The sequence below is a fragment of the Glycomyces amatae genome (genome assembly GCF_020991375.1).
Taxonomy (GTDB): Bacteria; Actinomycetota; Actinomycetes; order Mycobacteriales; family Micromonosporaceae; genus Glycomyces; species Glycomyces amatae.
This window is the reverse complement of sequence record NZ_JAJLQZ010000005.1, coordinates 158105-179997: the sequence shown is the minus strand read 5'-3', so window position 1 is coordinate 179997 and position 21893 is coordinate 158105. Positions and strand designations below refer to the sequence as shown.

The window sequence follows — 21893 nt, the reverse complement described above, 5'->3', positions numbered from 1 at the left end:
GGCTATTGCATGGACCACCAAAGCCTGGGAGAACGCCGGCGGCGACCCAGCAGAACTCATCAACGAACTCGCTCCCGGCCGCACCCTCGCCGACCTCGCCCTCGAAGCCGGCCACGAGCTGACCTGGCATCAGCGCGTCCGGGCAGCTGAAGCAACGCCGCATCCGCTTCCCTGGGCGGCGGTGCCCGCGCCGCTCCACGAGAGCGACGTCGTCCCCGCGGACCTCCGGCGCTACCTCGACCGCGTCGCAGACGCCATCAAGACTCACGTCGACCGCCTCGCCCAGCACGCTGCGGCTGAGCGGCCCGCCTGGACGGCTGCCTTCGGCGACGCCCCCTGCGACGAAACCGCCTACGAGCGATGGAGGACCGCTATCGGACTCGCCGCCGCGCACCGCGACCAGCACCTCGTCGGAACCGACGACCCGGAGCACCCTTTCGGGCCCTACATCGAAGCCGACCGGGCGGGGCACCGGTCATGGTGGGCCGCGGCAAGCGCAGCACTCGCCGTCGACAACCCCGGCTCTGCGAAGGTCCCGACCGGCCTTGCCGACTACGCCGAGCAGGAGCTGGCCCATGCGATCGCCTGCGACATCTACCAGGCCTTGCCCGAAGCAGAACGGGCCGCCGTCCATGAAGCCCTCGCCGACCGCCTCGGACCGGCTTGGGCTCTTGTCGCTGCCGACCCCGAGTCCCTGGCGCTGCAGCCAGTCCTCGCGCCTGAGCTCCTCAGCGCCCTCGCCGGCCTGGGCCACCTCGGACCTGCAGCGGCGGCCGAGCTCGGGTCCGCTGCGTCTCGTCGGCTCCGAGGGGTCTCGGAGGCCGATGCCGTGCATCAGGGCAGCGGCTTGGCGGACAGCGCTTCAATGGCGGCCCCGCCCCTGCTTGCAGAGGGTCCGGCACGGCAGCCGGGTCCGCGCCCGCTCTGACGCCCCGGCGAGGAGCTGCCGAGGTCGGCGCGCCCGCCCTTCGGGCGCCGGGGCTGCCTCGGGCCCGCCGCGGGCCGCTTCGGCATGTCGGACGGCACTCGTACACTGCATCCGTGTTGAGTGAATCGATGGAGCAGGAGCCCTGGACTGCGCCCGAGGGCTCATGGGCGTCGTCTCCGGGCAACAGGAAGAGCATGCTGGGCAACCGCAACCGGGACACGCGCCCCGAGCTCGCGATCAGGAGCCTGGTGCACGCCTCGGGCCTCCGGTACCGGGTGGCGGCGAAGCCGCTGCCGGGTATGCGCCGCACGGCCGACCTGGTCTTCCGGCCGACCAAGGTGGCCGTGTTCATCGACGGCTGCTACTGGCACGGCTGCCCCGAGCACTTCCGCCTCCCGAAGACGAACTCCGCGTATTGGCAGGAGAAGATCGCACGCAACAAGGCCCGCGATGTCGAGACCGACGAGCGCCTTTTCGGGGAGGGCTGGCTGGTGCTGCGCTTCTGGGAGCACGAGCACGCGGGAGGCTGCGCCACGGCGATCAGCGAAGCGGTGGCCGCCAGGCGGTCCGCCGCAGCCAGGTCGGCGGCCGCGGGGGCGGCGCTACCTGTCCCAGGCGAGGCCCCCGGTGATGAGCGGGTCGCCTGAGTCGGACACCAGCTGGTCGGCGAGGGCCGGTATCCCCGGTTCGAGCTCGCTTGGCGGCACGTCGAGGCGGAAGGACTCCCACCTGCCGTGCGGTCCCCTGTCCGAGGGCGCGTTGAGCGACAGCCAGTCCCGCGAGACGGTCCCGGTCGCGAGGATGCGCATGCGCTCGTCCAGCCGGACCGCTACGAGCAGCCAGTCGCGGTCCCGCTTCATGGTCTCGAACTCGTTGCGGGAGAGGTAGATAGAGAGCCTGCTCCTCCTCGTCGTCGACTTGACCTCGATGTGCGACTGAAAGGTCCTGCATTTCACGAGGAGGTCGAATCCGAGGCCGTCGCTTCGAGCGGCGACGTGGTCGACGTCAGCGGCTGTCTCAGCCTCGATGAGCTTCGCCAGTGCGAGCTCGCCCGCGTCGCCGATCCGCTTGCGTTCCGCGGTGTCGACCTTCCCCCAAGCCGCCGCCACGCAGGCGTACGCCTCGCTGAGGCTCAACCCGAGCGCCTCCGCAGCCCGCGCCGCGTCTGCAGGCAGCTCGTCCGGCCCGCGGACGAGGAGGTCGGCGTCCTGGAGCCAGGGGGGCGCGTCGCAGACGAGCGAGTGTTCCAGCACGGAGTGCGCTGGGCTGCCCCCGTCCCGGGGGCCCTCCAGCAGCCCGGTCTTCTCCAGCCAGTCGTAAGCGGTCTCGTACTGGGTGGGCGTGATGTCGCTGAAGCCGCTGTGGGAGTTCAGGATCGCCCTCGACCTCGCCGCCCCGGTCGACGGCAGCAGGTCCAGCCAGCGGGCGGCGGCGCGGAGGATCGGCTCAGGCGGGATGGCCACGGAGGTGCCCCATCAGCGCTCGGATGTCCTCGGGGTTCAACCCTCCGCTCACCGGCTCGTCCTCCCCGAGGTCGCCGAGCTCCCTCAGCGAGGGGTCGTCGAGGATCCCGCCCATGAAGCGCAGCTTGTCGTCCAGCCGCTGGGCGACGACCTCGTCGATCGTCCCTTCAGAGGCGAGGACGGTGACGCTCAGGTCCGTGTCGGGAGGGAGGCCCAGCCGGTGGATCCTGTCGAGGCTCTGCAGGAACCGGCCGGCGGCGAAGTCGCGGTCGATGTAGACCGCGTCGTGGCAGTCGTGGTGGAGGCTGATGCCCTCCCCGAGCGTGGCGGGGTTCGAGAGGAGGACCTTGCAGTCGTCGTCCTCGCGGAACCTCTTGATCTGCTCTTCCCGGTCCTCGGTGCCCCCGTGGACGACCGCGGGCGAGAACCGGGCCATCATCCGCTCCAGGGTGTTCAGGCTCCGGATGAACGTCGACCAGACCAGGGTCTTCCTGCCCTGCTCGGCGTTGCCCGCGACGATGTGGAGCGCCTCCGCGTACTTGGGCGACATCTCGTAGCTGGGCAGGTCCTTCATCAGCTCGAACAGCGACGAGTCGTCCGGCACCCCGAGCGGCGGGACCCGGTACTCGAGCGGCTCGTGCCTGGTGCTGCCGACCGACAGGAGCGCCGGGCTCGTCGCCGCCATCAGCAGGTACGCGATCGTCCCCCCCAGGCTCTGGAAGTCGGCCTCGTACCCTGCTGCGCGCGCTGAGAACTGGCCGGTCAGGGCGTCGTACACCTCGCGGTGCCTCGGAGGCATGGAGACCCACCTCACCTTGGGTTCCATCTTCGGCAGGTCGAGCTCCTTCTTCGTGGTCCGCGTGAAGAGGGGCCTCAGCACCTTGCTCGCCTTCGCCAGGTCGCCGCCCGCCACCGCCTGGACCACGGTCCTCCGCCCGTAGCCGGGCCAGACGAAGCCGAAGAGGCTCTCGAGGTCGCGGGCGCCGTTCGGCGCGGGTGTGCCGGTGAGGACGAGCCTGCGGCGGGCGAGGGGGCCCAGGGCGAGGCAGGCGGCCCCGTAGACGCCCCCGGCGCCGCGCTTCATCCGGTGGGCCTCGTCCAGCAGCAGCATCGAGGGGGCCTCGGAGAGCCACTGCCCGAGCTCGCCGACCGATCGGCTGAGGCGCTCGTAATTGACGATGAGGGAGTCCGCGGCCGGGTCCGGGCGCCCGTCGAGGACCTTCATCCGCAGCGGCCGGGCGAGGCATTCGCTGTTCTCCTCGAGCCACGCCTCGTATGAGGACTTGGGCCCGACCACGAGGAGGCGCTCGACGGCCTGGCTTCGGCGGAGCGCGTGGAACACGGCGAGGCCCACCCTCGTCTTCCCCGCTCCGGGGACTGAGAAGTTGGCCCCGTGGCGGAGCGACAGGAGCTTCGCTACGTCCCTCTGCTGGAACGGCGTCAGCGGGCCGGTCCAGTCCGGTCCCAGCAGGTCGGGGACCTCTGGCGGGTCGACCGAGTCGGCGTCGTCGGTGGCGGGGTCGAGCCGCTTGGACACCCGCTGCGCGTCGGACGCGGAGTCGGTGACGAGCGCCTTGAGCGTAGGCGCCCATTCGACCCCCGCCTTGTCCGGCCACCCGGCGAGGGCCGCCAGGTTCGCGAGGAGGTCGTCGAGCTCCACCTCGAGGGTGGTGGCCGACCGCTGGACGCAGCTGCTGAAGCGCAGCGCCAGTCGGCGCAGGTCGTCCTCGCCGCCGGGACTGGCCCTGAGCACCACGTGGGCCGTGTCGTCGCTGAATCCGAGCCGAAGGCTCTGCTCCGCCATCAGAGCCGCCTTAGACGTTCCGGGCCGAGTCGAGCAGCCACTGGACGCCGTCGCCGGGGGTGTCGAAGGCCCTCGCCGCGTGCTTCGCGAGGCGCGCCAGCTCGTCCCTGAGCACGATGAGGGCGTCGTCGAGCGCGTCCTCGTCGAGAACTCCCTTCGCCTTCGCCTCGGCGAACTCGGCCTCGCACTGGCGGATGTAGTCGGCGGCGTCGGTGATCCGGTCTGGGACTGCGATCTGGCGCTTCCTGAGCTGCTCGTTCTGCCCCGCCAGCTTCGCTGCGGTGGCGAAGACCTTGTCGGCCTTGTCCAGGCGCCCGCGCGCCCTAGCAGCAGCCTTCTGGTCAGAGCTGACAGACCTGGTGGCCGCGAGATCCCGCAAGACCTGGTCGGTCAGGCTGCGGACCTTCTTGACCTGGGGGGAGTCTCCTTGGACCTCGACCCCGTCGAGCCCGGGAACGGCGACCGTCTCCGGGGCCTCGTCCTGGGGGCGGAGCTCGTCGGGGAGGTTGCGCGCCAGGTAGCGGTCGTAGAAGTCGGGCTCGACCAGGCGCATGGAGGTCTTCGGGAAGCTCAGGAAGAGCGCCGCGAGCCGGGACTCCTTCAGCTGCTCCGCCTCTTGGGGGTTGCTCTTGGCAAGCTTGCTGTAGTCGCGCTGGAGCTCCCGGAGCTTCTCCTGCTGGTCCTCGAAGTCGACCAGGCGGAGCCTGCTCCCGTCCGGGGCCTCGCTCCGCTCGATCACGTCGATGATCATCTTGTACACCTGGCGGTCCAGCTGGAGGGTCTTCACCTTGATGTTGAAGTCCTTCGCGACGTCGTCCTCCTTCCGCCCCTTCCTGAGCTCGTCCTCGATGGCCATGAGCTGGTTGATGTACGAGTACTCCCTGCGCTTGTCGCGGCGGAGCTGGATCCTCAACTCGACGTTGTTGATGTCGTCCGAGGAGGTGTCCTCGGGGAGGACGCCGACGCGGATGTACTCCCTGCCCAGGTCCTTCAGCGCAGCGCAGCGGGTGTTCCCGTCGACGAGGACGCCGTCGGGGGTGATGATGCCCGGCTCCCGCTGGTCGAAGGCCTCCAGCTCCTCCTTCAAGGCGGTGTAGTCGGGGTCGACCTTGTCCGGGTCGGAGGGCTTGCACCGGAGCAGGTGGTGGAGGTAGTCCTGCGCCTCCTCTCCCCACGGGTCCGCGTCCAGGACGTCGTCCCTCTTGGGATCGAGCGTGCGCTGGGCTCGCACGCGGTGGGTGTCGGGGTTGAAGTAGAGCAGGTTGACCGGCACGGCGATCACGTAGAGGTGCTTCTCCTCGCCCCCGCGCCACGGGACGGTGATCTTGGCGCCGTCCTCCTGCCTGGCCTGCTTCTGGCGCTCCTCGGCGATCGCGCGGATCTTGTCGCCTTGCGCCGGCCGCCCCAGCTCTGCTCGCATGACCCCTCCATAGGACACGGGACTCCTTATGCTCCATGACATCATGTCAGGCGGTGGTGACCTTCTCGGAACCACTGCAGCGTCGCCGACCGAACCCCTGATGAAACGGAGCAGCGCATGTCCGAACCCGCCTGGGACGAACTCGAAGCCGGCACCATGGTGCGCGGCGCCCTGTGGCTGAAGCAGGTCGTCGGAGAGGGCAACACTTTCACGAAGCAGCAGATCGCTGAGGCGTTTCCCGGTGTGGCCCAGGCCGACCGCCGCATCCGCGACCTCCGGGACCACGGCTGGGTGATCCACACCAACACCAGTGACGCGAGGCTGTCCGCCGAGGCCCAGCGGCTCGTTAAGATCGGCGCCCCCGTCTGGGACCGGGAAGCGCGGCGCGCAAGCCAGCGGGAGAAGCCGCTGAGCGCCAAGGTGCGCGGGGAGACGATGGAACGCGACGGCTACATGTGCAGGACCTGCGGGATCACCGGGGGCGAGTCGTATCCGGACGACCCCGTCAACACCGCCGTGCTGTCCGTCTTCCGCAAGGAGGTCGTGCTGCCGGACGGTTCGCGGAAGACCGGGCCCATGGCCGAGTGCAAGCGGTGCCGGTCGGGCTCGGCGAAGAGCGCGCGGCGCCTCGACAAGCTGCAGGAGCGGATCGGAGCACTGGACGAGGCCGCGAAGCGGCAGCTCGCGCAGTGGATGGCCCGGGACGAGAGGGATTGGTCCGACCTCGAGCTCCTTTGGAGCGCTTACCGCGCCCTGCCTCCTGAGTACCGCGACCAGCTCCGCGCCGAGGTTGAGAAGCCCGACTGACCAGAAACGAGAACCGGTTTCGTTTAGTTGAGGCCCCCGGCCGAACCCGGCCGCTCAGCTTTGACGCACCCGGCGACTAGACTGCAGCAGACCAGCCGTTGCCAGGCGGCGCGGTTTTCCTGCTCATGCGATGACGTATATGCCGACCTGGGGATATCCATGGGTAGACGTCCTGTTCGAAGCCCCGGGATGGAGAGGCCAGCCGATGTCACGGACCGGATCAGACCGCCAACTCGACGTGGTTGAGATCTGCGCCGGCGCCGGAGGCCAGTCCCTCGGGCTGGAGAGGGCCGGGTTCGCGCACCGGCTGGCAGTGGAGCTCGACCCCAACGCCGCCGAAACCCTCCGCCAGAACCTCGCGAACGGGGACCAGGTCGTCAAGGTCGGCGACGTGGCCTCTGCCGAAGTCTGGAGGCCGGAGGACTTCGAAGGCGTCGACTTGCTCGCCGGCGGCGTCCCGTGCCCCCCCTTCAGCATCGCAGGCAAGCAGCTCGGCGCCCACGACGAGCGGGACCTCTTCGCATGGGCGGTGGAGCTCTGCGGCCGGGTCAAGCCCAAAGCGCTGATGCTGGAGAACGTGAGGGGGTTGAGCGGCAACCGGTTCTCGGCCTACCGGCAGCACGTCCTCGACAGGCTCCACGAGCACGGCTACATAGCCGAGTGGAGCCTGCTCCACGCCAGCAGCTTCGGAGTCTCCCAGCAGCGTCCGCGGTTCGTCCTGATCGCGCTGCGGGAGGAGTACGCCCCGTACTTCTCCTGGCCTGAGCGGCACGCGGAAGAGCCGCCGACTGTTGGAGAGCTCCTCAAAGACCTCATGTCCGCCAACGGCTGGGAGCGCGAGCTCGTCGAGAAATGGGCAGTCACCGCCAACGGCGTCGCCCCGACGATCGTCGGGGGGTCCAAGCGGCACGGCGGAGCGGACCTCGGGCCGACGAGGGCGAAGCGGGCGTGGTCGCTCCTAGGAGTCGACGCCATGGGCGTCGCCGACATGGCGCCGGGTCCAGGATGGGAGCCGGCGGGGGACGCGCCGGGGCCGCGGCTGACCAATGCCATGGTCGCGCGGATCCAGGGCTGGACCGGGCCGGAGTTCTCCGGATGGCGGTTCCACGGCCGCAAGACCTCCGTGTACCGCCAGATCGGGAACGCCTTCCCCCCTCCAGTCGCTAAAGACCTCGGGGCGGTGATCCGGAAGGCGCTGCTGAAGACCGGTCAGCCAAAGCAGTTGATCGAGTCGACCAGCACCGTGCACGATCCCGTGTACAGGATCCTCCGAAGCGCCAACCGGTCGCTCACCCCCCTCCAGATAGAGGAGAAGCTGCTGCGGGAGGGCATCGAGATGAAGGTGGCCGAGATCGAGAGGCACATCAACCACCTGGGCCGCGACTTCAAGGTGGAGATGGAGCAGCGCTCCAACGGGGCCTGGGCGTACAAGCTCGAAAGGTTCGAAGCTTTCATCGGCCAGCTGGACCACGACCGCAACAAGAAGTTCGCGCAGCAGCAGTCGCGGATCAGCTGAGCCCGTGTATGGCGCACCGCCGCCTCCGCGCGGGCCCCAAGGACAGCCTGAAGCCCTGCTCCGGCTTGGTTTAGCGGGCCGGCCAGGCTGCTCCGGATCCCATAGACTTCGAGACGCCCTACCACCGGGAGGACTGAGCATGAGCGAAGACGTCTACGTGTACGAGGCGATCAGCGTCAACCCGCCCATCACTGAAGCTGAAGTGGGGGCCGGGATCGCTTCCGGCGACTACCAGAAGGTCGCGTGGGAAGACGACGGGCGGACAGGGGACGGATACTTCGTCAAGGTCGGGGTGCGCGGCATGATCGGTGTTGCGATGGTCCCCGAGCTCGACGAGAACGGCACGCTGCGCCACCGCGGCGTCGCTATCGAGGCCAACCCGTTGGACGCGGACCACCGCGATTCGACCATCGAGGCCGAACTCCGCAGGATCGTGGCCGACTTTGGTGCGGCTCCCGACGGCACCCTGCGTATCTTCGAGCGCGCTATCTACATCGAGAAAAGTGGCGTCGAGGACAAGGTCTTCGTGCGCGAAGGAGAGGTCATCCGAACCCGGGCCGAGCCTGCAGGGGCTGCGGCGGCGGGGGAAACGATGCTTACGCTGGCGATCACCAAGTACGAAGCGGACCTGCTTCGCCAGATGGTCGCGCTCGACATCCACGACCACAATGCAACCGACGCGCCCGTCGACTCCCGAGACCCTGGATTCAACCAACGACGCGTCGACGACTGCAGGGCACTGCTCGCAAAGCTGAATGACCTCCTCAGCTAACTTGATTTTTTAACCTGCGTACGGGTGGAAGGATCCCGCGAAACGAAGTCCTTACTCGGCGATCCTTATTGCGACGCAAGAAGTCACCGACTGTAAGGGTTTTGGTTGCCGTCCCTTCCCGGGGTCGATCTTGCCGGTGGCGCGGAATCACTGACAGCGTTCCGCGCCGGGCTCTACGGCGGCCCGACTGTTCGGGGTGATTCGCTGCTCGAACTCACCGACCTGACAGCTCCTTACCGCAGGTTCGCCGTCAGTCCCCCGAGAGCGTGTCGTAGAGGTCGTCGGGGTCGATCTGCGCCCGGTACCTGAACATGAGGGAGACCTCGCCGCCGAAGGAGCCGAGCGTGTCGGACGGGTCGACGGCGAACTTCGGCTCGGCCCACTGCTGCGCGATCACGGCCGCGGGCCTGCCGTTCACCTCCAGGACCCACGTCGCCCGCCCTCCCGCGATCGGCGCGAGGTACTTCCGCTGCCGCAGATAGGCCACGGCCTCGGCGATCGTGCTCGACTCCGGCAGATCGACCGTCTCGGCGTGCGGCCGGATGTCGTCGCCCATCGCGACGCTCGAACGGTCCACATTGATGATCATCGTTCCCTCCTCGGCTCGGCACCGATTATCCCGCCCTCCGCCGCGCTCTCGAGGCTGACTTGATTTCCGAGCCGCGCGAACCCGGTGCATTCGGGCTGACCCGCGAAAATACTTCCGATCGGCCTCGTTCCGGTCAATGAGATCATCCACGCGGTTGGAGCAGGAGCAGTGGATTCAGCACCGCCGACGATGCCCGGTCACGAACGTGTGTCCCTCCAGCAACGACTGATCGGAGCGAGCACCCGCGTTCCCGCGCCTCCTCATACTCCTGGATGGCGTCCCCGCTGGCCTGCTGCCCGGGCTGGAGGCGTCGGCTATACCTGTACACCAGTGTTTCATCACCACTGGTACCGGCACCACCGTCACCGATCCAAACCCGGTACCTCTCAGTGCGGAACCGCAGAACCCCGACCTGTTACGACGCCGTTTCCGGTTCAGCAATATGCCGGGCCCCGAGCGCGCTCGATGCTTGTCCTTAATCTCGGGGCCGGTCACAGGCTGTATTGCCATCGCAGGTGCGACGCCTGCCCCGGACGGCCTGGGGCCGGGTGGCGGACCGGGTAACGACCTCCCGTTCGACCGGCGCGTGCAGCAGTACGGGCCACTTGCAGGGAAAGCTTAATCCAGCGAATTCAGGCCGTTGGCCTCTCAACGATCGCGGCGTCTCCGGCGCCCTTGGCCCTGAATCGGACTTCATATCTGCCGCCGCTGGAACTGCGAGGCGCCATCAAGGCTGTTCCGATGGCTACCTGCTCAGGGTCGATCTCATCGTGGTCCCGGAGACTGAGCTGGGACGAAAGCTTGTCTTGAACCATCGGGTACGCCAGGATCACCCCGCGATGCGGACCGACGTCGAGGGTAGGGCCGAGGGTCGCGCCGTCGAGGGCGCGACGCATCAAATCCTCGATGTCAGTGCGGTCGTTTCCAGGTGCGATTCGGCCCAGTGCACCTTTCTTGCCGAGATGGGACCTGGTGCTCAGGGTGAACGGACCGAAACCGAGCAGTCTGGCCCTGACCGCGTTACTCGACTTGAGCTGGGGGAACAGCACGAGCCAGTCAGTAATGGCGTTGGAACCGGTGCCCGCTTCTTCCAAGCCTCGAAGGTAGGGCTCGAGCTGTGCACCCCTGTCCTGCCACTTCAGCCGCTTGAGAAGGCTTACGCATTCGTCGTGCCCGATTGTCGTCGCCTTCACTAGGACTGCACGCCCCGACGGCATCCTTGCTCCGGTCGATTCCTCCCCCGCCTCTGCGAGTACCGGCGCCCAGACCTCGAGATTCGCCCTTGCATCGGGACCGAGCGGGTACATCTTCGGCTCGTACGCGTCTCCTGGCGCCGTCATCCCGACCAGTTCGGTGTTCCACATCTTGTTAACCGCTGTCGGCTTCAACCACGGTAGCGTCTGGCGGACCATCGGAAGGACGTTCGAAGGCGTGACTTGCGGGCGACCGTTCTCCATAGTGGCGTATCGGCGCAGCTGGCCGCGGAAGTCCTCCTCGTCGAGGCATGCTGCCCTGAAAGCCTCGAGGATATCAACCGAAGTCTGTCCGCTGGACTCGTCGCGCCCCAGGTAGAGCCGGACGAGGTCCGCGTACCCGGGTCGGTAGCCGAACCAGCGGGCCATCTGCATGAGCGTGTCGGCCTGCTTCGTAGGCCTGCGGTAATAAGAGACTGTGAGCCCTTCGACAGTAAACCCGCGAGACAGCTTCGTGCCGCCGACGATGATCTTCCAGACTCGGTCGGTTCGGTCGAAGTCGACGTCCTCGTAGTCTTTGTTCTTGTCGCCGTTGACGACACGGACCGGCCCGTCTTCCTTGATCATCTGGCGCGCCCGGGCGATGTCTCCCCGCAGCTCCTCGAACGAGGCAGGCATCGGCGAGTCGCCAGCGCGGGCAGAACTGACCGGGACGAAGTCCTGCTCATACAGCGTCCTGAGCCGCTGGAGGCCTGATCGCGTAAGCGGCGCCGACTCGTCCCACATCCGCTTGACCCTGTCTGCGAGCTCGCGGTGGTCCGCAGTCCGGACGGATTCGTGTACGAGCATTGTGTGGTGCCTGAACGGGCCCTCGTCGGCACCGTGTCGGCCCCTGTAGAGCTTGAGCGCACCTGAGAGCAGGAAGGCGTCGATGGCCTCCTGCAACTGGCCGCCGCGGTCGTCCCACACCCCCCGGATGAAGGCCTTCTCGTTCGAAGCGGAAAGGGTGCTCTCCCGCCCGGCCTCTGCAGTCTGCAGGTCGAAGAGGTCCCCTGCGCCGACGTACCCGTCCGGGGTCCTCAATGAGAGCACGAAATCGCTGGGAAAGAGGTCTTGGCTGTCGTCGGGGTTGATGAAGACATTGGCGAACGGCGTAGCGGTGTATCCGATGTACTGCGCGCGCGGCATCATCGCCAGCAACGCTGTGATGTGCCCGTTGATGGCTGTCCGCTTCCGTCGGCCTTCGACCCGTTGCTTCTTAGGGGAAGTGGTGTCGATGGACGCTTGGTCGGACTCGTCGTCGATGATCAGCACCGGTAGCTCGGCGAGAACGGATTTAACCTGTTTCAGGTCTGCGACGAGCTTCTCAAGTACCCGGGAGTTCTTCTTCACTATCGCAACCCTGGCTGCTGCGTGGTGAAGGTTCTCCGGAGAGTACAGCGGCAACCGGGGGTTGCGCTTTTCAAGCCGAAGTGTCTGGATACCCCCTTGCAGGCTGTGGTAGTCCCTCGCCTGCGTCGTGAGCCGCACGATGTCGCATCCACCGAGGTGCGATGGACGCCCTCCGAACTTGGCGAACTGGTCCCATTCGTGGTCGTCGCTGTAATCGACGCCGATGAGCGCCTCAGGGTCCTCGGGGTCCCTGTCAAGGAGTATGTTCTCCTGCCCGATCAGCTCCTTGTCCAGGCGGCGCTGGGTTTGCTCGCGCAGGAGGTCGAAGGTACCGCTCAGGACGATCACCAGGCGGTACCCCGCGTCGATCGCCCTGGCGATGACGCCGGTGAAGTTTGTTGTCTTGCCGGACTGCACATGCCCGACAACCAGCCCTTTGGTCTGGCGGGGGGGCTCCTGCTCGGGATCAGCCAACCGTTCGACGACCTCGCGGGTGGCCGCGCGCAAGCGCGAGATCGTGCGGTTGCCGAAGCCCTTGGACCGCAGGTAGTCCTGATAGCGGGGCCAGTAGAACCGGCCGACTGCCTGCTCATCGCCGTACCAGGGCGTGAAACCGGGTTCAGCGATCATGGTGTAGCTGGGGTCAACGTAGACGGGGAAGGCGGCGTCGAGGGCTGCCTTGAGCCCGCTTCCTATCCTGAGGCGGTCATATACGACGTCGCGCCGCTCACGGGTCTGGGCCTTGGTTCCCTCCGCCCATTCAGGTGCGGGTTCGAGGTCCCATCCACCGAGGTTCCCCTCCCATTGCTCGAGGAGCTCGCGGTCGCCCGCGGAGACGCGGTCGGCGACTGAGCACTCGTTGAGTCCGGGGGGCAGTTCGTCAGCGTCGAGCACGGTTCCGACCATCCGCCGCAGGCTTCTCGGTACCGACATCTCCCGCAGCGCAGCACCGTAGGCCTTGAGAAGTTCGTCTTCCACGTCGGCCCCCTCTACCGAGTCATCCAGTCGAGCTGGCTGCGCACTGCCGCGAGCAGGACCGTGTTCGTGTACTCGAGCTGGTCCACGCGCTTCTGCTCCCACCGGTTCATGCGGAAGAACTCCTCAAGCTGCAGGTACAGCAAGCTCTTCATGACAGGCGCGTCGTTGAGGCCTCCCCTGCGCTCCCCGTTGAAGGCGTCGCGATACCTGCGGTTCAGCTTGACGACGTGGTCCTCGCGGTCCAGCTCGAAGAACCGGTCGTCTGGTAGGGGCACCCAGATGAACGAGATGGGTTCCTGCCCCTTCAGCTCCTCGAACTCGTTCTTGACGGTCTTACGCACTTTCGGCTCGAGGCCCTTCCCCGGGTAAACCCTGGCGGGACGCTGCACCGTTCGGGAGCCGCCTTCGCGGTAGGCCTTCTCAGCGTCCTCCAGGTACTGCCGGAAGGTCCTGCCGAGATCATCCCTTGCGGCCTCGAGCCCGCGGGCGAACGCCGGGCTTGCGACGATGCCGTCCTTCTTCACATTCAGGCGGAACACCTCGTCGGCGTCTTCCGGCAAGTTGATTGAGACTCGGGCGAGACTGAGGTGGTTCTCCGCAACGCGGTAGCCGTTCCAGCCACCTGCCTGCACCAGGCGCCGGTGCCGGAAGAAGTAGAAGCCCTGCCGACCAAGCAGGGGCCCGACCCGCCGGAAGCCGGGATCCCTGGACCTCGCCGGCCAGATGTGGGCGGTCAGCTCGACGGTGCCGATTCCCTCGACATCGGCCCGGAACACGGTCGGGTATCCGCGCTTGCCGGTCAGCCGGTACCCGAAGGGGTCGAGCGGCTCGCAGTTCTCGACCTCGATCACCTCACCAGTGTCAGCGTGCTCCAACACGATGTCGATCCGTAGCCCCTCGGTGATGAAGCGGTGGAAGCGGAGCTCAAGATGGGTGTCCAGCGCGTCGATCACCTCTGACAGGTACCGGGCCGCGCCGTCGTTCGCAACGGTCTCGAACGCTCGAACCCGGTCCCAGCGTATGACCGTGCCGTGCGGGGAGGTGATGTGCCCGTACCGGTCTAGTAGAGCCGCAGCAAAACTGGTGTCGACCGTTCCGCAGCTGAAGTCGGCAGCGTACTCGCGGGCCTCCATGCGCCGCCCCGCGCCGCCTGTTTCGGCCGTCCGGCTCAAGACGGTCAGGGAGGAGGCGTTGGAGAGGGAGGCGGCTTTGAGCCCTGCGCCGAACTTACCGAGCGATCCAGAGCGGTAGGCGCGGCGCAACCCTACTGTCATAGCCGCGTCGAGCGCCGATTCGTCCATACCGTTGCCGTTGTCGACCAAAAGCAGGTTCCGCACGCGTTCATCATCGGCGAGGAAGCGAACCTCGATCCTGTCCGCACCTGCGTCGATGGAATTGTCGATCAGGTCTGCGACTGCCTCGTACAATCCGTATCCTTGACTGGCAAGCGCTTCACCGTAGCCCGGCGCCGGCGGGATCTGCTTTCGGAGGCGCACAGGGACTTCATCTTGCCAGATTGACGAACGGGTCACGAGCGGAACGCCCCCAGAGGTAGAGATGTCTGGATTGCATCGGATTATGAGATCGGGTCGCTACTGGAGCGGCTGTCCAGAGAGTACATGAGCGGCGGGCGCGCCCACGGACTCGACCGTGTCCGTCGAGGCGCCGCCTCTCGCCGCACGCACGCCGGGGGGTTCCGGCTGAACTGCTGCGTCCGGTGTCGGCAATAGCCGAGAGCGATTCACAAGCATAAAGGAGCATCTCTCAATCGGCGAGGCCGGAGTAGCGATCGGTGCGGCTTTCGGTCGGCCGCGTTCGCGGTCGCTTTGCGGTCTTGTTCCCGTTTCGATATCGCTCGATCGGGCGCTTTTTCCCATGAGCACTTGCATTTCACGGGCGGCCTGCGAGTATTGCCCAGTCCTTTAAGCGCGCCTTGCGCCCTTTCCTATGCAAGCCGTCCCCGTCCATCTCTCGTTGCCACTCCGATTCCCGTCCAGAAGCAGGCGAGCATATGAATGAGGTCCTCAAGGAACTCCGCGAGCTGGAGCAGTTCGGCCCTTTGGCGCTCGAGCTGCTGTGCAGACTGGCGGAAAGCGAACTCCGCCGCATCCCTGAGCTTCGGCACGACCACTCGAAAACGCATGAGGACTACGCCCTCGACTTCTTCGCCAAGTCCGGCGAAGCCCTGCTCGCCGCTGCGATCCTCCAGGCGCAGGACGACGACGCGGTCGGAAGGATGTTCCGCACCTGGTTGCGCCGCTGGATGATCGACAAGGCCAGGCAGGGGGCCAGAGGTCGGCTCCGAGAAGTGCTCCGGAAGCGCCTCGACCGCGACCAGCGGTTTGAGAAGGTCCGCGGCACGTCGTTCTGGCGACTGGCCGAAGGTCCTTCGGAAGCCTCGGGCGCCGATCCGGCCGACCTGATCGACGCAGCCTGGCAGTGCCACGTCTCCTTCGCCGCCCCGCGCAAGGCCGACGCCCAGCAGGTGCGGCTCGGCAGGCAGGGCGAGCTCGAGAACCTGCTCTCCGCTGTGTTCAAGGCAGCGGCCGGCAGCCTGTCCGAGGAGGCGCTGGCGACGATCGTCGCAGTCCGCCTCCCCTACCAGACCGCCCCGGTGCTGTCGTCGCTGGACGAGCTCGCGCCGCAGGCGTCGGCAGCACCCGCTCCTGAAACCCAGGTCATTGCCGCTGTCGACACCGCAGAGGCCCGAGGGGCCGCCGACCGGGTCCTCGCCGCGCTGACAGAAGTCGAGCGCGCGCTCGTGCCGGTGATCGACGACTGGACCGCCGCGTCGAAGATCCTCGGCAAGAAGCGCTCCGCGACCTACAACCGCCTCGATCGGCTCATCGTCAAACTCAAGGAGCTGGCGGGGAGCGAACCTGCGGCTCATGAGATTCTCGAGATCGTCGTGCAAAGGTGCCTGGAGGGGGCCGACGTGTCCGCAAGCAGAGCGGATGGACCGGCGTCTGTCCCGTCAACTTCGGTTGAGAGGTAGGTCCGATGACTGATTTCCCGAACGCACGGCAGCGGCTGGCCGAACTAGCCCGGCGCACAACGGCACCCGCAGCGGTACGAAGGGCTGCTCCGGCACTGGAGGACATCGACTCACCGGAGTTCGACGTCGCGTCAGGGCAGATATGGGTCGGACGGCAGGAGGAAGCCAGTGCACTGCTGGTGGTCCTCGGCGTGGGCGCCGACAGCCGCACCGCGATGGCGGCACCGCTCACGGTCGAGCCTGGTGTGGAAGCCGTGGAAACCGTGGTCCTGACTCCCGACTCGTCTCCTTTGGGATTGGCGACCGTGGTCTGGACAGGCCTCGCGCAGTCGGTTCCGGTGCGCGTCCTCGACCAGCCGCTCGGGCGTCTCCCGGAGCCGATCGCCGACCTCCTCGCACAGACTCCTCAGCAGATGCCTAAGATCCACTCCGGACTGGGCGTCAGGCCCGGCGAGCCTGATCACGACCCGCGCTCCCCGAACGCCATGGTGAAGGCTGAGCTTGAAGACCTCTTCGAGCAGTGGGCGTCGAGTTTGGAACCGATCGGCCCCGGTCCAGCGGAGCCGGCAGAGCGGGTGGATTCGAGGCTGCCTGTGCGACTCGCGGACGTGATGGCGATATTGGGCATCGCCCAGCCGGGCGCTATGGAGATCGTCCGGCGCGAGCGTCCTCTCACCTCGGTGCAGCTCAAGCAGCTTGCAGAAGGCACCGGAATCCCGGAGGACGGCCTCCAGCCGTCTGTGCCAGGACTGCCCCGGGCGCTGCTCACCGAACTGGAGCAGCCTCGGTGGCGCCGACTCGTCGAAGCCGAGTCCGCCTCCGCGGGGGTCGACGAGAGCGCCGCCCGGCAGCGCCTCGGCCAGGACGCGTACGTGCTGGCAGCTCGGCAGAAGGGGAGCAGCTCGTCCGTCTGGCGCCTCAGGCTCAGGGCGATCGCCCACGCCAGGCTCGGCGATGAGCCTCTGGGACGGTAGGTGGTCGAAGGGTGCCGGTGGTCTTCGACGGTGTCCCGGCTCAGGCTCAGGCAATGCTCAGGCATCTGGAGCAGGCGTCTCCGGGTGCCGCGGCCCGGCTGGCCAAGGAGCCGTTCGCGGAACTCGCGAACAGGACCGATATCCGGGTCGTCCGCATGCCGGAACTCATTGACGCCGGAGGAGCGGCCCGGGGCGACTGCTCGGTCAGCGGCTCCTACGACGGCAAGACCAGACCGGCGACGGCAGTCGTCGCCGAATCTCTGTCGTCTCGGCGCCAGCACTTCACGCTCCTGCACGAACTGGGGCACCACCTCCAGCAGAGCGACCCCGAACTAGGCGAGGCCGCGCTCAGCCATGAGCGGAGCAAGGAGTTCGAGGACGCCGCTTGCGACGCTTTCGCTGCGGAGATCCTCCTCCCCGCCCCGCTGGTGTCGGACTTGGTCGCCGCGCACGGACCGACAGTCGAAGCGGCGCTGGAGCTCTTCCACCGCACCTCGGCTTCCCGGGCGGCGATCTGCGTGCGGCTGGCCGCCGAACTCAAAGCGCCCGGCGTCGCTGCCGTCATCGAGGCGTCGGGAACCGTCAGCTTCGCCGCCGCCCACGGGAATCTCTATCCGCCGAGGAGGGGCTCCGACCAGCGGTCGAACCCGCTCATCGGAGCGGCGCTGGCGCAGCCGGGAGCCCGAGGGGTGATCCGGCGGGACGACGCGCTGATCGAGTACTCGACGGGCCGCACTTCGGCCGAGCTCTACGGGCAGGCGGCCTGGTGCGGCGGCCTGCTTCTCGTCGTGATGGTCGAGTACGACGCGCACTGGCGCGCCTTCGCCCCGCCGCGGGAAGGCCGGGCCCGGGGATCCGCCGGAGAGCGGTGGGCCGACTGCGGCGTCTGCGAGACCGGCTTCGCGGCCGCAGACCGGTGCCCTCGCTGCCTGGAGCCGCGCTGCCCCGAAGGGCACTGCGAGTGCACCCGCGCAACCGAGCGGCTCTGCTCAGCGTGCTTCCTGCTGAAGCACCCGGCGCAGTTCAAGTCCGACCCGGAGGTGTGCGACGACTGCTGCTCGTGAGGCTGCTGCGGACGGTCTGCAGTCTGTCCCGTTAGCTCCTATGACGGCGGGAAGGTCCCGGCGCAGCCCCGGAGGAGGAGAACCTGATGGGAATGACAGCTGACGTGCTCGCGGCGGTCCGCAAGCAGATCGACGCGGAAGACGAGCCCCTGACGGAGGTGAGGACGCGCCTGGCTCTGGTGCGCGGGACCGCGCTCGGATTCGACGGCGCCCGGCGCACGTACGCTAGCGGCTCCCTTGCCGCGCACACGATGAACCACCCCGTGACCGACGGCGACGGCGGAGTGGTCCTCGACCGCAGGCGCTTTCTGCAGCTCGGTCCCGAAGGCGGGGGCGAGCACCCTCAGGAGACCGTCCGCGACCTGTGCAAGCACCTCGGACCGCTCGTTCGCGAGGTGTACCCCGAGGCTCGGGTCGGGACCTCCAAGCGGGGACCCAAGATCCACTTCGGATGCCCGGTCAACGGCCAGGACCCCACCGTCGACATGGTCCTCGCGCTGACCCGCCGCGAAGGCAGCGGGCTCTGGATCCCCAACCTCGCGAAGAACACCTGGGAGCCCTCCGACCCAGAGAAGCACGTGGACCTGCTGAACTCCGGGTCGCCCTCGCACCGGTCGATCCGCCGGAAGGCCATCAGGCTCGCCAAGACCTGGAACAAGCAGTTCTCGGAGCCCGGCGTGTCCTCGTTCATGCTCTCGGTCTGGGCCTACGAGTTCGTCGAGCCCGGCATGGGGGTCCCCGAGGGCCTGCGCGCCCTGTTCGCCAAGTCCGCCCAGCGACTCAAGGCGCACCAGGCCACACCGGACCCCGCCGGCGTCTCGGCCAACCTCAGGCTCCTCCTGCCCGCCGACCGGGTCCAGCGGCGCCTCCAGAAGGCCGCCGACGCCCTCGGCGAGGCGCTCCTCGCCGAGGGCGATGAGCAGGAGGTCGCCGCCGCGCTCGCGCGCGCCTTCCCGAAGTACGTGGACGACCCGAAGTCGAAACAGCTCGCCGCTGCGGTCCAGCTCCTGGCAGGCCGCTCGGCGGTCCCCGCTTCGGCGCTCGGAGTCGCCGGACCGGCGGTCCTGGTGCCCCCGACCAGGTCCTTCGGGGGCACCTGCTAGTGGGGAGGCCCGCTTGGCGCCACCCGCACTGGTTCAAGAGGCCCGCGAACCGCATCCGGTTCCTTCAGGTCCTCAGACTGGACTGGCCGGGAGCTCGGATCGCCGCGCCCCGCCGCGAGTTTCGCGGCGGGTTCGCGGTCCAGACCAGGATCGAACCGGTCGGCGTCGGCCAGCGGACCGTGGACATCGTCTTTCCCCGCTGGCAGCCCGAGGAGCCGAAGGTGTTCGTCGACGGCCCCGCCGACTCCCCGCACCGGTACCGGGACGGGAGCCTGTGCATCTGGTTCCCTTATGATCCACCTGAAGCGCGCTGGCACCGCCCCGACGGCCCGACTGCCCTCCTAGGGCACGTCGCCGCCCACCTCATCAAGGAGGAGCACCACCGCAGAACCGGCGAGTGGCCCGGGGCAGAAGCGCTGCACTGACGGCTCCTACTCCTCACCCGGGCAGCAAGAATGATCGCTGGAATCCTCACCAGTGCGGTGATAGTCGCGTTCCTCACCGGCACGGTCAACATCGGTCTCGCCTGGCGGAAGAGCCGCACCGACGAGCGCGACCGGGTGCGCACCGTCTTCGCTGAGGCGTTCGCGGCCTACGCCGAGTACCGGGAGTACCCCTATGCGATCCGGCGCCGGAACGCGGAGAGCCCCGGTGAGGAGCGCGTCCGCATCTCCGAGAAGGTCCGGGAGACGCAGCAGCGGCTGAACTACTACCTGGTCTGGACCCGGTTCGAGTCCCTGTCGGTCGGCGAAGCTTACGGCGACCTGGTCTCTGCGGCGCGGAGGACGGCGGGCTCCGCTATGAGGGAAGCGTGGACGGCCCGGCCGATCTCCGAGGACAGCGAGATGAACATCCCCGCCGCGACCGTGGACCTAGCTGACCTCGCTGAGTACGAGGCCGCCTTTTCCGTTGCCGCGCACGCGCATCTGCGGAAGTTCAATCCGTGGCCCGTGCGGCTGGCCGAAGTTCTTCGCCGACGCCGGGGACTCGCAGCCGGAGCAGAAGCGGACCGCGGTCCGGCAGACTCGGAATGCCTTGGACCGCGATGACATCGCCCAGCGCTCCCTGCGGGTGCAAGGCGGTCGCGGTCCGGCCGAGCAGCGAACGGAGCGGCCCGTGTGGAGCATGCTGCTTCCGCGCATGAAACCGCGGCGGATTCCTGCGCATCATCGCTCTGCCGACAGCCCGTGCCGCAGCGTTGCGGGACCGCCTGGCCCCGCACCAACCCCGACCATTGCGGAGCGGAGGGCATCAACGTGTCAGAGGTCACCGCTGTCAAGGCTTCCGTCAGCAAGCGTGCCGGGGGATCCTGGTTCATCTAGACCAGCGAGAGACCAGCGGGAGCTGGTCGGGGAAGCTCTCCGGTTGAAGAAAGCTCCCCTGACCACCGGTTCTGCGTCGGGACGACAGGATTTGAACCTGCGACCCCTCGCTCCCAAAGCGAGTGCGCTACCAAGCTGCGCCACGTCCCGAGTCGGCCGCCCGAAAGCGGCCTTAGCCAGGGTACAGCACTACCGCCTCAAAACGCCGCCAGGTATTCGCGCCGCCCCGCGTCTCTCATAGGAGCTGGGCACTGGCCTGACCAGCGCAAATTTAGTCGAGGACGTCGGCGATGAGGCGGGCGAGGGCGCTCGGGGCGGTGACCATGGGCCAGTGCCCGGCGTCGAGTTCGCGCCAGGTCCAGCCGGGCGTGTCCGCGTCGATGTCCGCGGGTGGGACGGGCGACCGGGTACAGCGCACGTACACCGGGCGGAACGCGTCGAGTGCGAGCGGGTGCCGGATCGCGGGTTCGGTGCAGGTGCCGATCGGCTGGGCGGTCAGGCGCGGGCGCATCCACGCCTCGTCGTCGTCGCCGATGCCGTGCCCTGGGTAGGCCTGGTCCAGCTGCTCCCTGGTGAACCACGGGATCGCGCCGTCGATGGCGAGGCCTTCCATGAACGCCTGCGTCTGGGGTCCGGCGGCGTCGAACCAGCTTCGTCCCGGGGCCGGGAGAGGTGCGTCGACGAAGATCGCCGTAGCCGCTCCGGGGGCGTCGCGGGCGAGCAGGCCGGCGGCGGGGTATCCGGCGAACGAGTGGGCGACCAGCGCCGCCCCGGTGAGCCGGTGGCGTGCGATGTAGCCGGCGAGGTCGTCGATCCACGTCCGCAGGGTCACCTCGGTCGCGGGCGTCGGGTCGTCGCCGGTCGCACTGAGGGTCGGGGTGTGGACCGCGAACCCGCGTTCGCGCAGGAGCGGTGCGACCCGCTCCCACGCCCAGGGGCCGAGCCCGCCGCCGCCGACGAGGATCACGGGGGTGCCGGTCATCAGTGGTCTCCTTGCACGCGTTCGATGAGATCGGACAGGTCGGCGGCGAGCCCTTCGGGCGCCGAAAATTGGTAACATGTTGTCATATCTGCCAGGCTAGAAGAATGACAACATGATGTCAAATGATCCAGGCGAGCTCGACGAGGTGATCCACGCGATCGCGAAGGTGAACAGGCTGCTGCGGCAGGCGGGCGAGGGCCTCGCTTCGAGCGCGGGCCAGACGCACTCGCGCCGCATGGTGTTGCAGACCCTCGGCGACGGCATGAGCGTCGCCGAGACGGCCCGGCGGCTGGGCATGCAGCGCCAAGGCGTCCAGCGGATCGCCGACGACCTCGTCCGCGACGGCCTGGCCCGCTACGAGGAGAACCCGCTCCACAAGCGCGCGAAGCTGCTCAAGGCCACCCCGTCCGGACTGCGCCGCCTGCGCGAGATCGAGCGGGCCCACGCCGAATGGGTCGGGCGCGTCGCCGCGTCGACCGGCGGGGCCGATTGGGGGGCGACCCGACGCGATCTGGAACTGCTCGCCGAGGCGCTCCGCGACGCCGGCTGAGGCTGCCGGTGCCCTCGGCGGCGCCGATCGGTTTGAACGCC

19 protein-coding genes and 1 tRNA gene are annotated in these 21893 nt (G+C 68.0%); 12 read left to right on the top strand and 8 right to left on the bottom strand.

What is annotated here, in order from left to right; all coding sequences use genetic code 11:
• Positions 1–181: 181 nt before the first annotated feature.
• Both LO763_RS10070 and LO763_RS10065 read left to right on the top strand, forming a co-directional pair.
• Complete coding sequence (locus LO763_RS10070; RefSeq protein WP_230601845.1) at positions 182–928, top strand: hypothetical protein; 747 nt, start codon at positions 182–184, stop codon at positions 926–928.
• A gap of 128 nt (positions 929–1056) precedes the next feature.
• The gene (locus LO763_RS10065) at positions 1057–1575 is read left to right on the top strand and encodes a very short patch repair endonuclease (protein ID WP_255672187.1); all 519 of its coding nucleotides are present in this window, start codon (positions 1057–1059) and stop codon (positions 1573–1575) included.
• Here LO763_RS10065 and LO763_RS29735 read toward each other — a convergent pair.
• From LO763_RS29735 to LO763_RS10050, 3 genes are read right to left on the bottom strand one after another with little or no spacing between them, the layout of a single operon-like run.
• The gene (locus LO763_RS29735; RefSeq protein WP_230601843.1) at positions 1531–2391 is read right to left on the bottom strand and encodes a protein NO VEIN domain-containing protein; all 861 of its coding nucleotides are present in this window, start codon (positions 2389–2391) and stop codon (positions 1531–1533) included. The two genes, LO763_RS10065 and LO763_RS29735, sit on opposite strands and share 45 nt — an antisense overlap.
• A complete protein-coding gene (locus LO763_RS10055) occupies positions 2375–4195 on the bottom strand; it encodes a DEAD/DEAH box helicase (protein WP_230601842.1) in 1821 nt (606 codons plus the stop codon). Before LO763_RS10055 ends, LO763_RS29735 begins: the two co-directional genes overlap by 17 nt.
• A gap of 10 nt (positions 4196–4205) precedes the next feature.
• Positions 4206–5615 (bottom strand): ParB N-terminal domain-containing protein, encoded by a 1410-nt coding sequence (locus LO763_RS10050; protein ID WP_230601841.1) that lies wholly within the window; start codon positions 5613–5615, stop codon positions 4206–4208.
• Between the two features lie 117 nt (positions 5616–5732).
• On the opposite strand from LO763_RS10050, the gene LO763_RS10045 reads away from it, so the two are divergent.
• From LO763_RS10045 to LO763_RS10035, 3 genes are all read left to right on the top strand, one after another.
• On the top strand, positions 5733–6422 hold the full coding sequence (locus LO763_RS10045) for a KpnI family restriction enzyme N-terminal domain-containing protein (protein ID WP_230601840.1): 690 nt from the start codon (positions 5733–5735) through the stop codon (positions 6420–6422).
• Between the two features lie 205 nt (positions 6423–6627).
• A complete protein-coding gene (locus LO763_RS10040; protein WP_230601839.1) occupies positions 6628–7938 on the top strand; it encodes a DNA cytosine methyltransferase in 1311 nt (436 codons plus the stop codon).
• A 139-nt stretch (positions 7939–8077) separates the two neighbouring features.
• Complete coding sequence (locus LO763_RS10035; RefSeq protein WP_230601838.1) at positions 8078–8710, top strand: hypothetical protein; 633 nt, start codon at positions 8078–8080, stop codon at positions 8708–8710.
• 250 nt (positions 8711–8960) lie between these two features.
• Here LO763_RS10035 and LO763_RS10030 read toward each other — a convergent pair whose 3' ends face one another.
• From LO763_RS10030 to LO763_RS10020, 3 genes are all read right to left on the bottom strand, one after another.
• Positions 8961–9299: a hypothetical protein gene (locus LO763_RS10030; RefSeq protein ID WP_230601837.1), complete on the bottom strand. Its 339-nt coding sequence runs from the start codon at positions 9297–9299 to the stop codon at positions 8961–8963.
• A 632-nt stretch (positions 9300–9931) separates the two neighbouring features.
• On the bottom strand, positions 9932–12862 hold the full coding sequence (locus LO763_RS29730) for a Z1 domain-containing protein (protein ID WP_230601836.1): 2931 nt from the start codon (positions 12860–12862) through the stop codon (positions 9932–9934).
• 11 nt (positions 12863–12873) lie between these two features.
• Entirely contained in the window at positions 12874–14289 is a 1416-nt protein-coding gene (locus tag LO763_RS10020; RefSeq protein ID WP_230601835.1) for an ATP-binding protein, read from the bottom strand.
• 584 nt (positions 14290–14873) lie between these two features.
• Here LO763_RS10020 and LO763_RS10015 point away from each other — a divergent pair.
• From LO763_RS10015 to LO763_RS09990, 6 genes are all read left to right on the top strand, one after another.
• A complete protein-coding gene (locus LO763_RS10015) occupies positions 14874–15857 on the top strand; it encodes a hypothetical protein (protein WP_230601834.1) in 984 nt (327 codons plus the stop codon).
• A 5-nt stretch (positions 15858–15862) separates the two neighbouring features.
• Positions 15863–16831: a hypothetical protein gene (locus LO763_RS10010; RefSeq protein ID WP_230601833.1), complete on the top strand. Its 969-nt coding sequence runs from the start codon at positions 15863–15865 to the stop codon at positions 16829–16831.
• 53 nt (positions 16832–16884) lie between these two features.
• Positions 16885–17895, top strand: a complete 1011-nt coding sequence (locus LO763_RS10005; protein WP_230601832.1) for an ImmA/IrrE family metallo-endopeptidase — start codon at positions 16885–16887, stop codon at positions 17893–17895.
• A gap of 86 nt (positions 17896–17981) precedes the next feature.
• A complete protein-coding gene (locus LO763_RS10000) occupies positions 17982–18998 on the top strand; it encodes a hypothetical protein (protein ID WP_230601831.1) in 1017 nt (338 codons plus the stop codon).
• Positions 18998–19423 (top strand): type II CBASS E2 protein, encoded by a 426-nt coding sequence (locus LO763_RS09995; protein ID WP_230601830.1) that lies wholly within the window; start codon positions 18998–19000, stop codon positions 19421–19423. The genes LO763_RS10000 and LO763_RS09995 overlap by 1 nt, the downstream gene beginning before the upstream one ends.
• Positions 19424–19453: 30 nt before the next feature.
• The gene (locus LO763_RS09990) at positions 19454–20047 is read left to right on the top strand and encodes a hypothetical protein (protein ID WP_230601829.1); all 594 of its coding nucleotides are present in this window, start codon (positions 19454–19456) and stop codon (positions 20045–20047) included.
• Between the two features lie 349 nt (positions 20048–20396).
• On the opposite strand, the gene LO763_RS09985 is transcribed toward LO763_RS09990, so the two are convergent.
• Positions 20397–20470 (bottom strand) — tRNA-Pro (locus LO763_RS09985).
• A gap of 121 nt (positions 20471–20591) precedes the next feature.
• The gene (locus LO763_RS09980; RefSeq protein ID WP_230601828.1) at positions 20592–21302 is read right to left on the bottom strand and encodes an alpha/beta fold hydrolase; all 711 of its coding nucleotides are present in this window, start codon (positions 21300–21302) and stop codon (positions 20592–20594) included.
• 112 nt (positions 21303–21414) lie between these two features.
• Between LO763_RS09980 and LO763_RS09975 the strand changes: the two genes are divergently transcribed.
• On the top strand, positions 21415–21852 hold the full coding sequence (locus LO763_RS09975) for a MarR family winged helix-turn-helix transcriptional regulator (RefSeq protein ID WP_230601827.1): 438 nt from the start codon (positions 21415–21417) through the stop codon (positions 21850–21852).
• Positions 21853–21893: the final 41 nt, after the last annotated feature.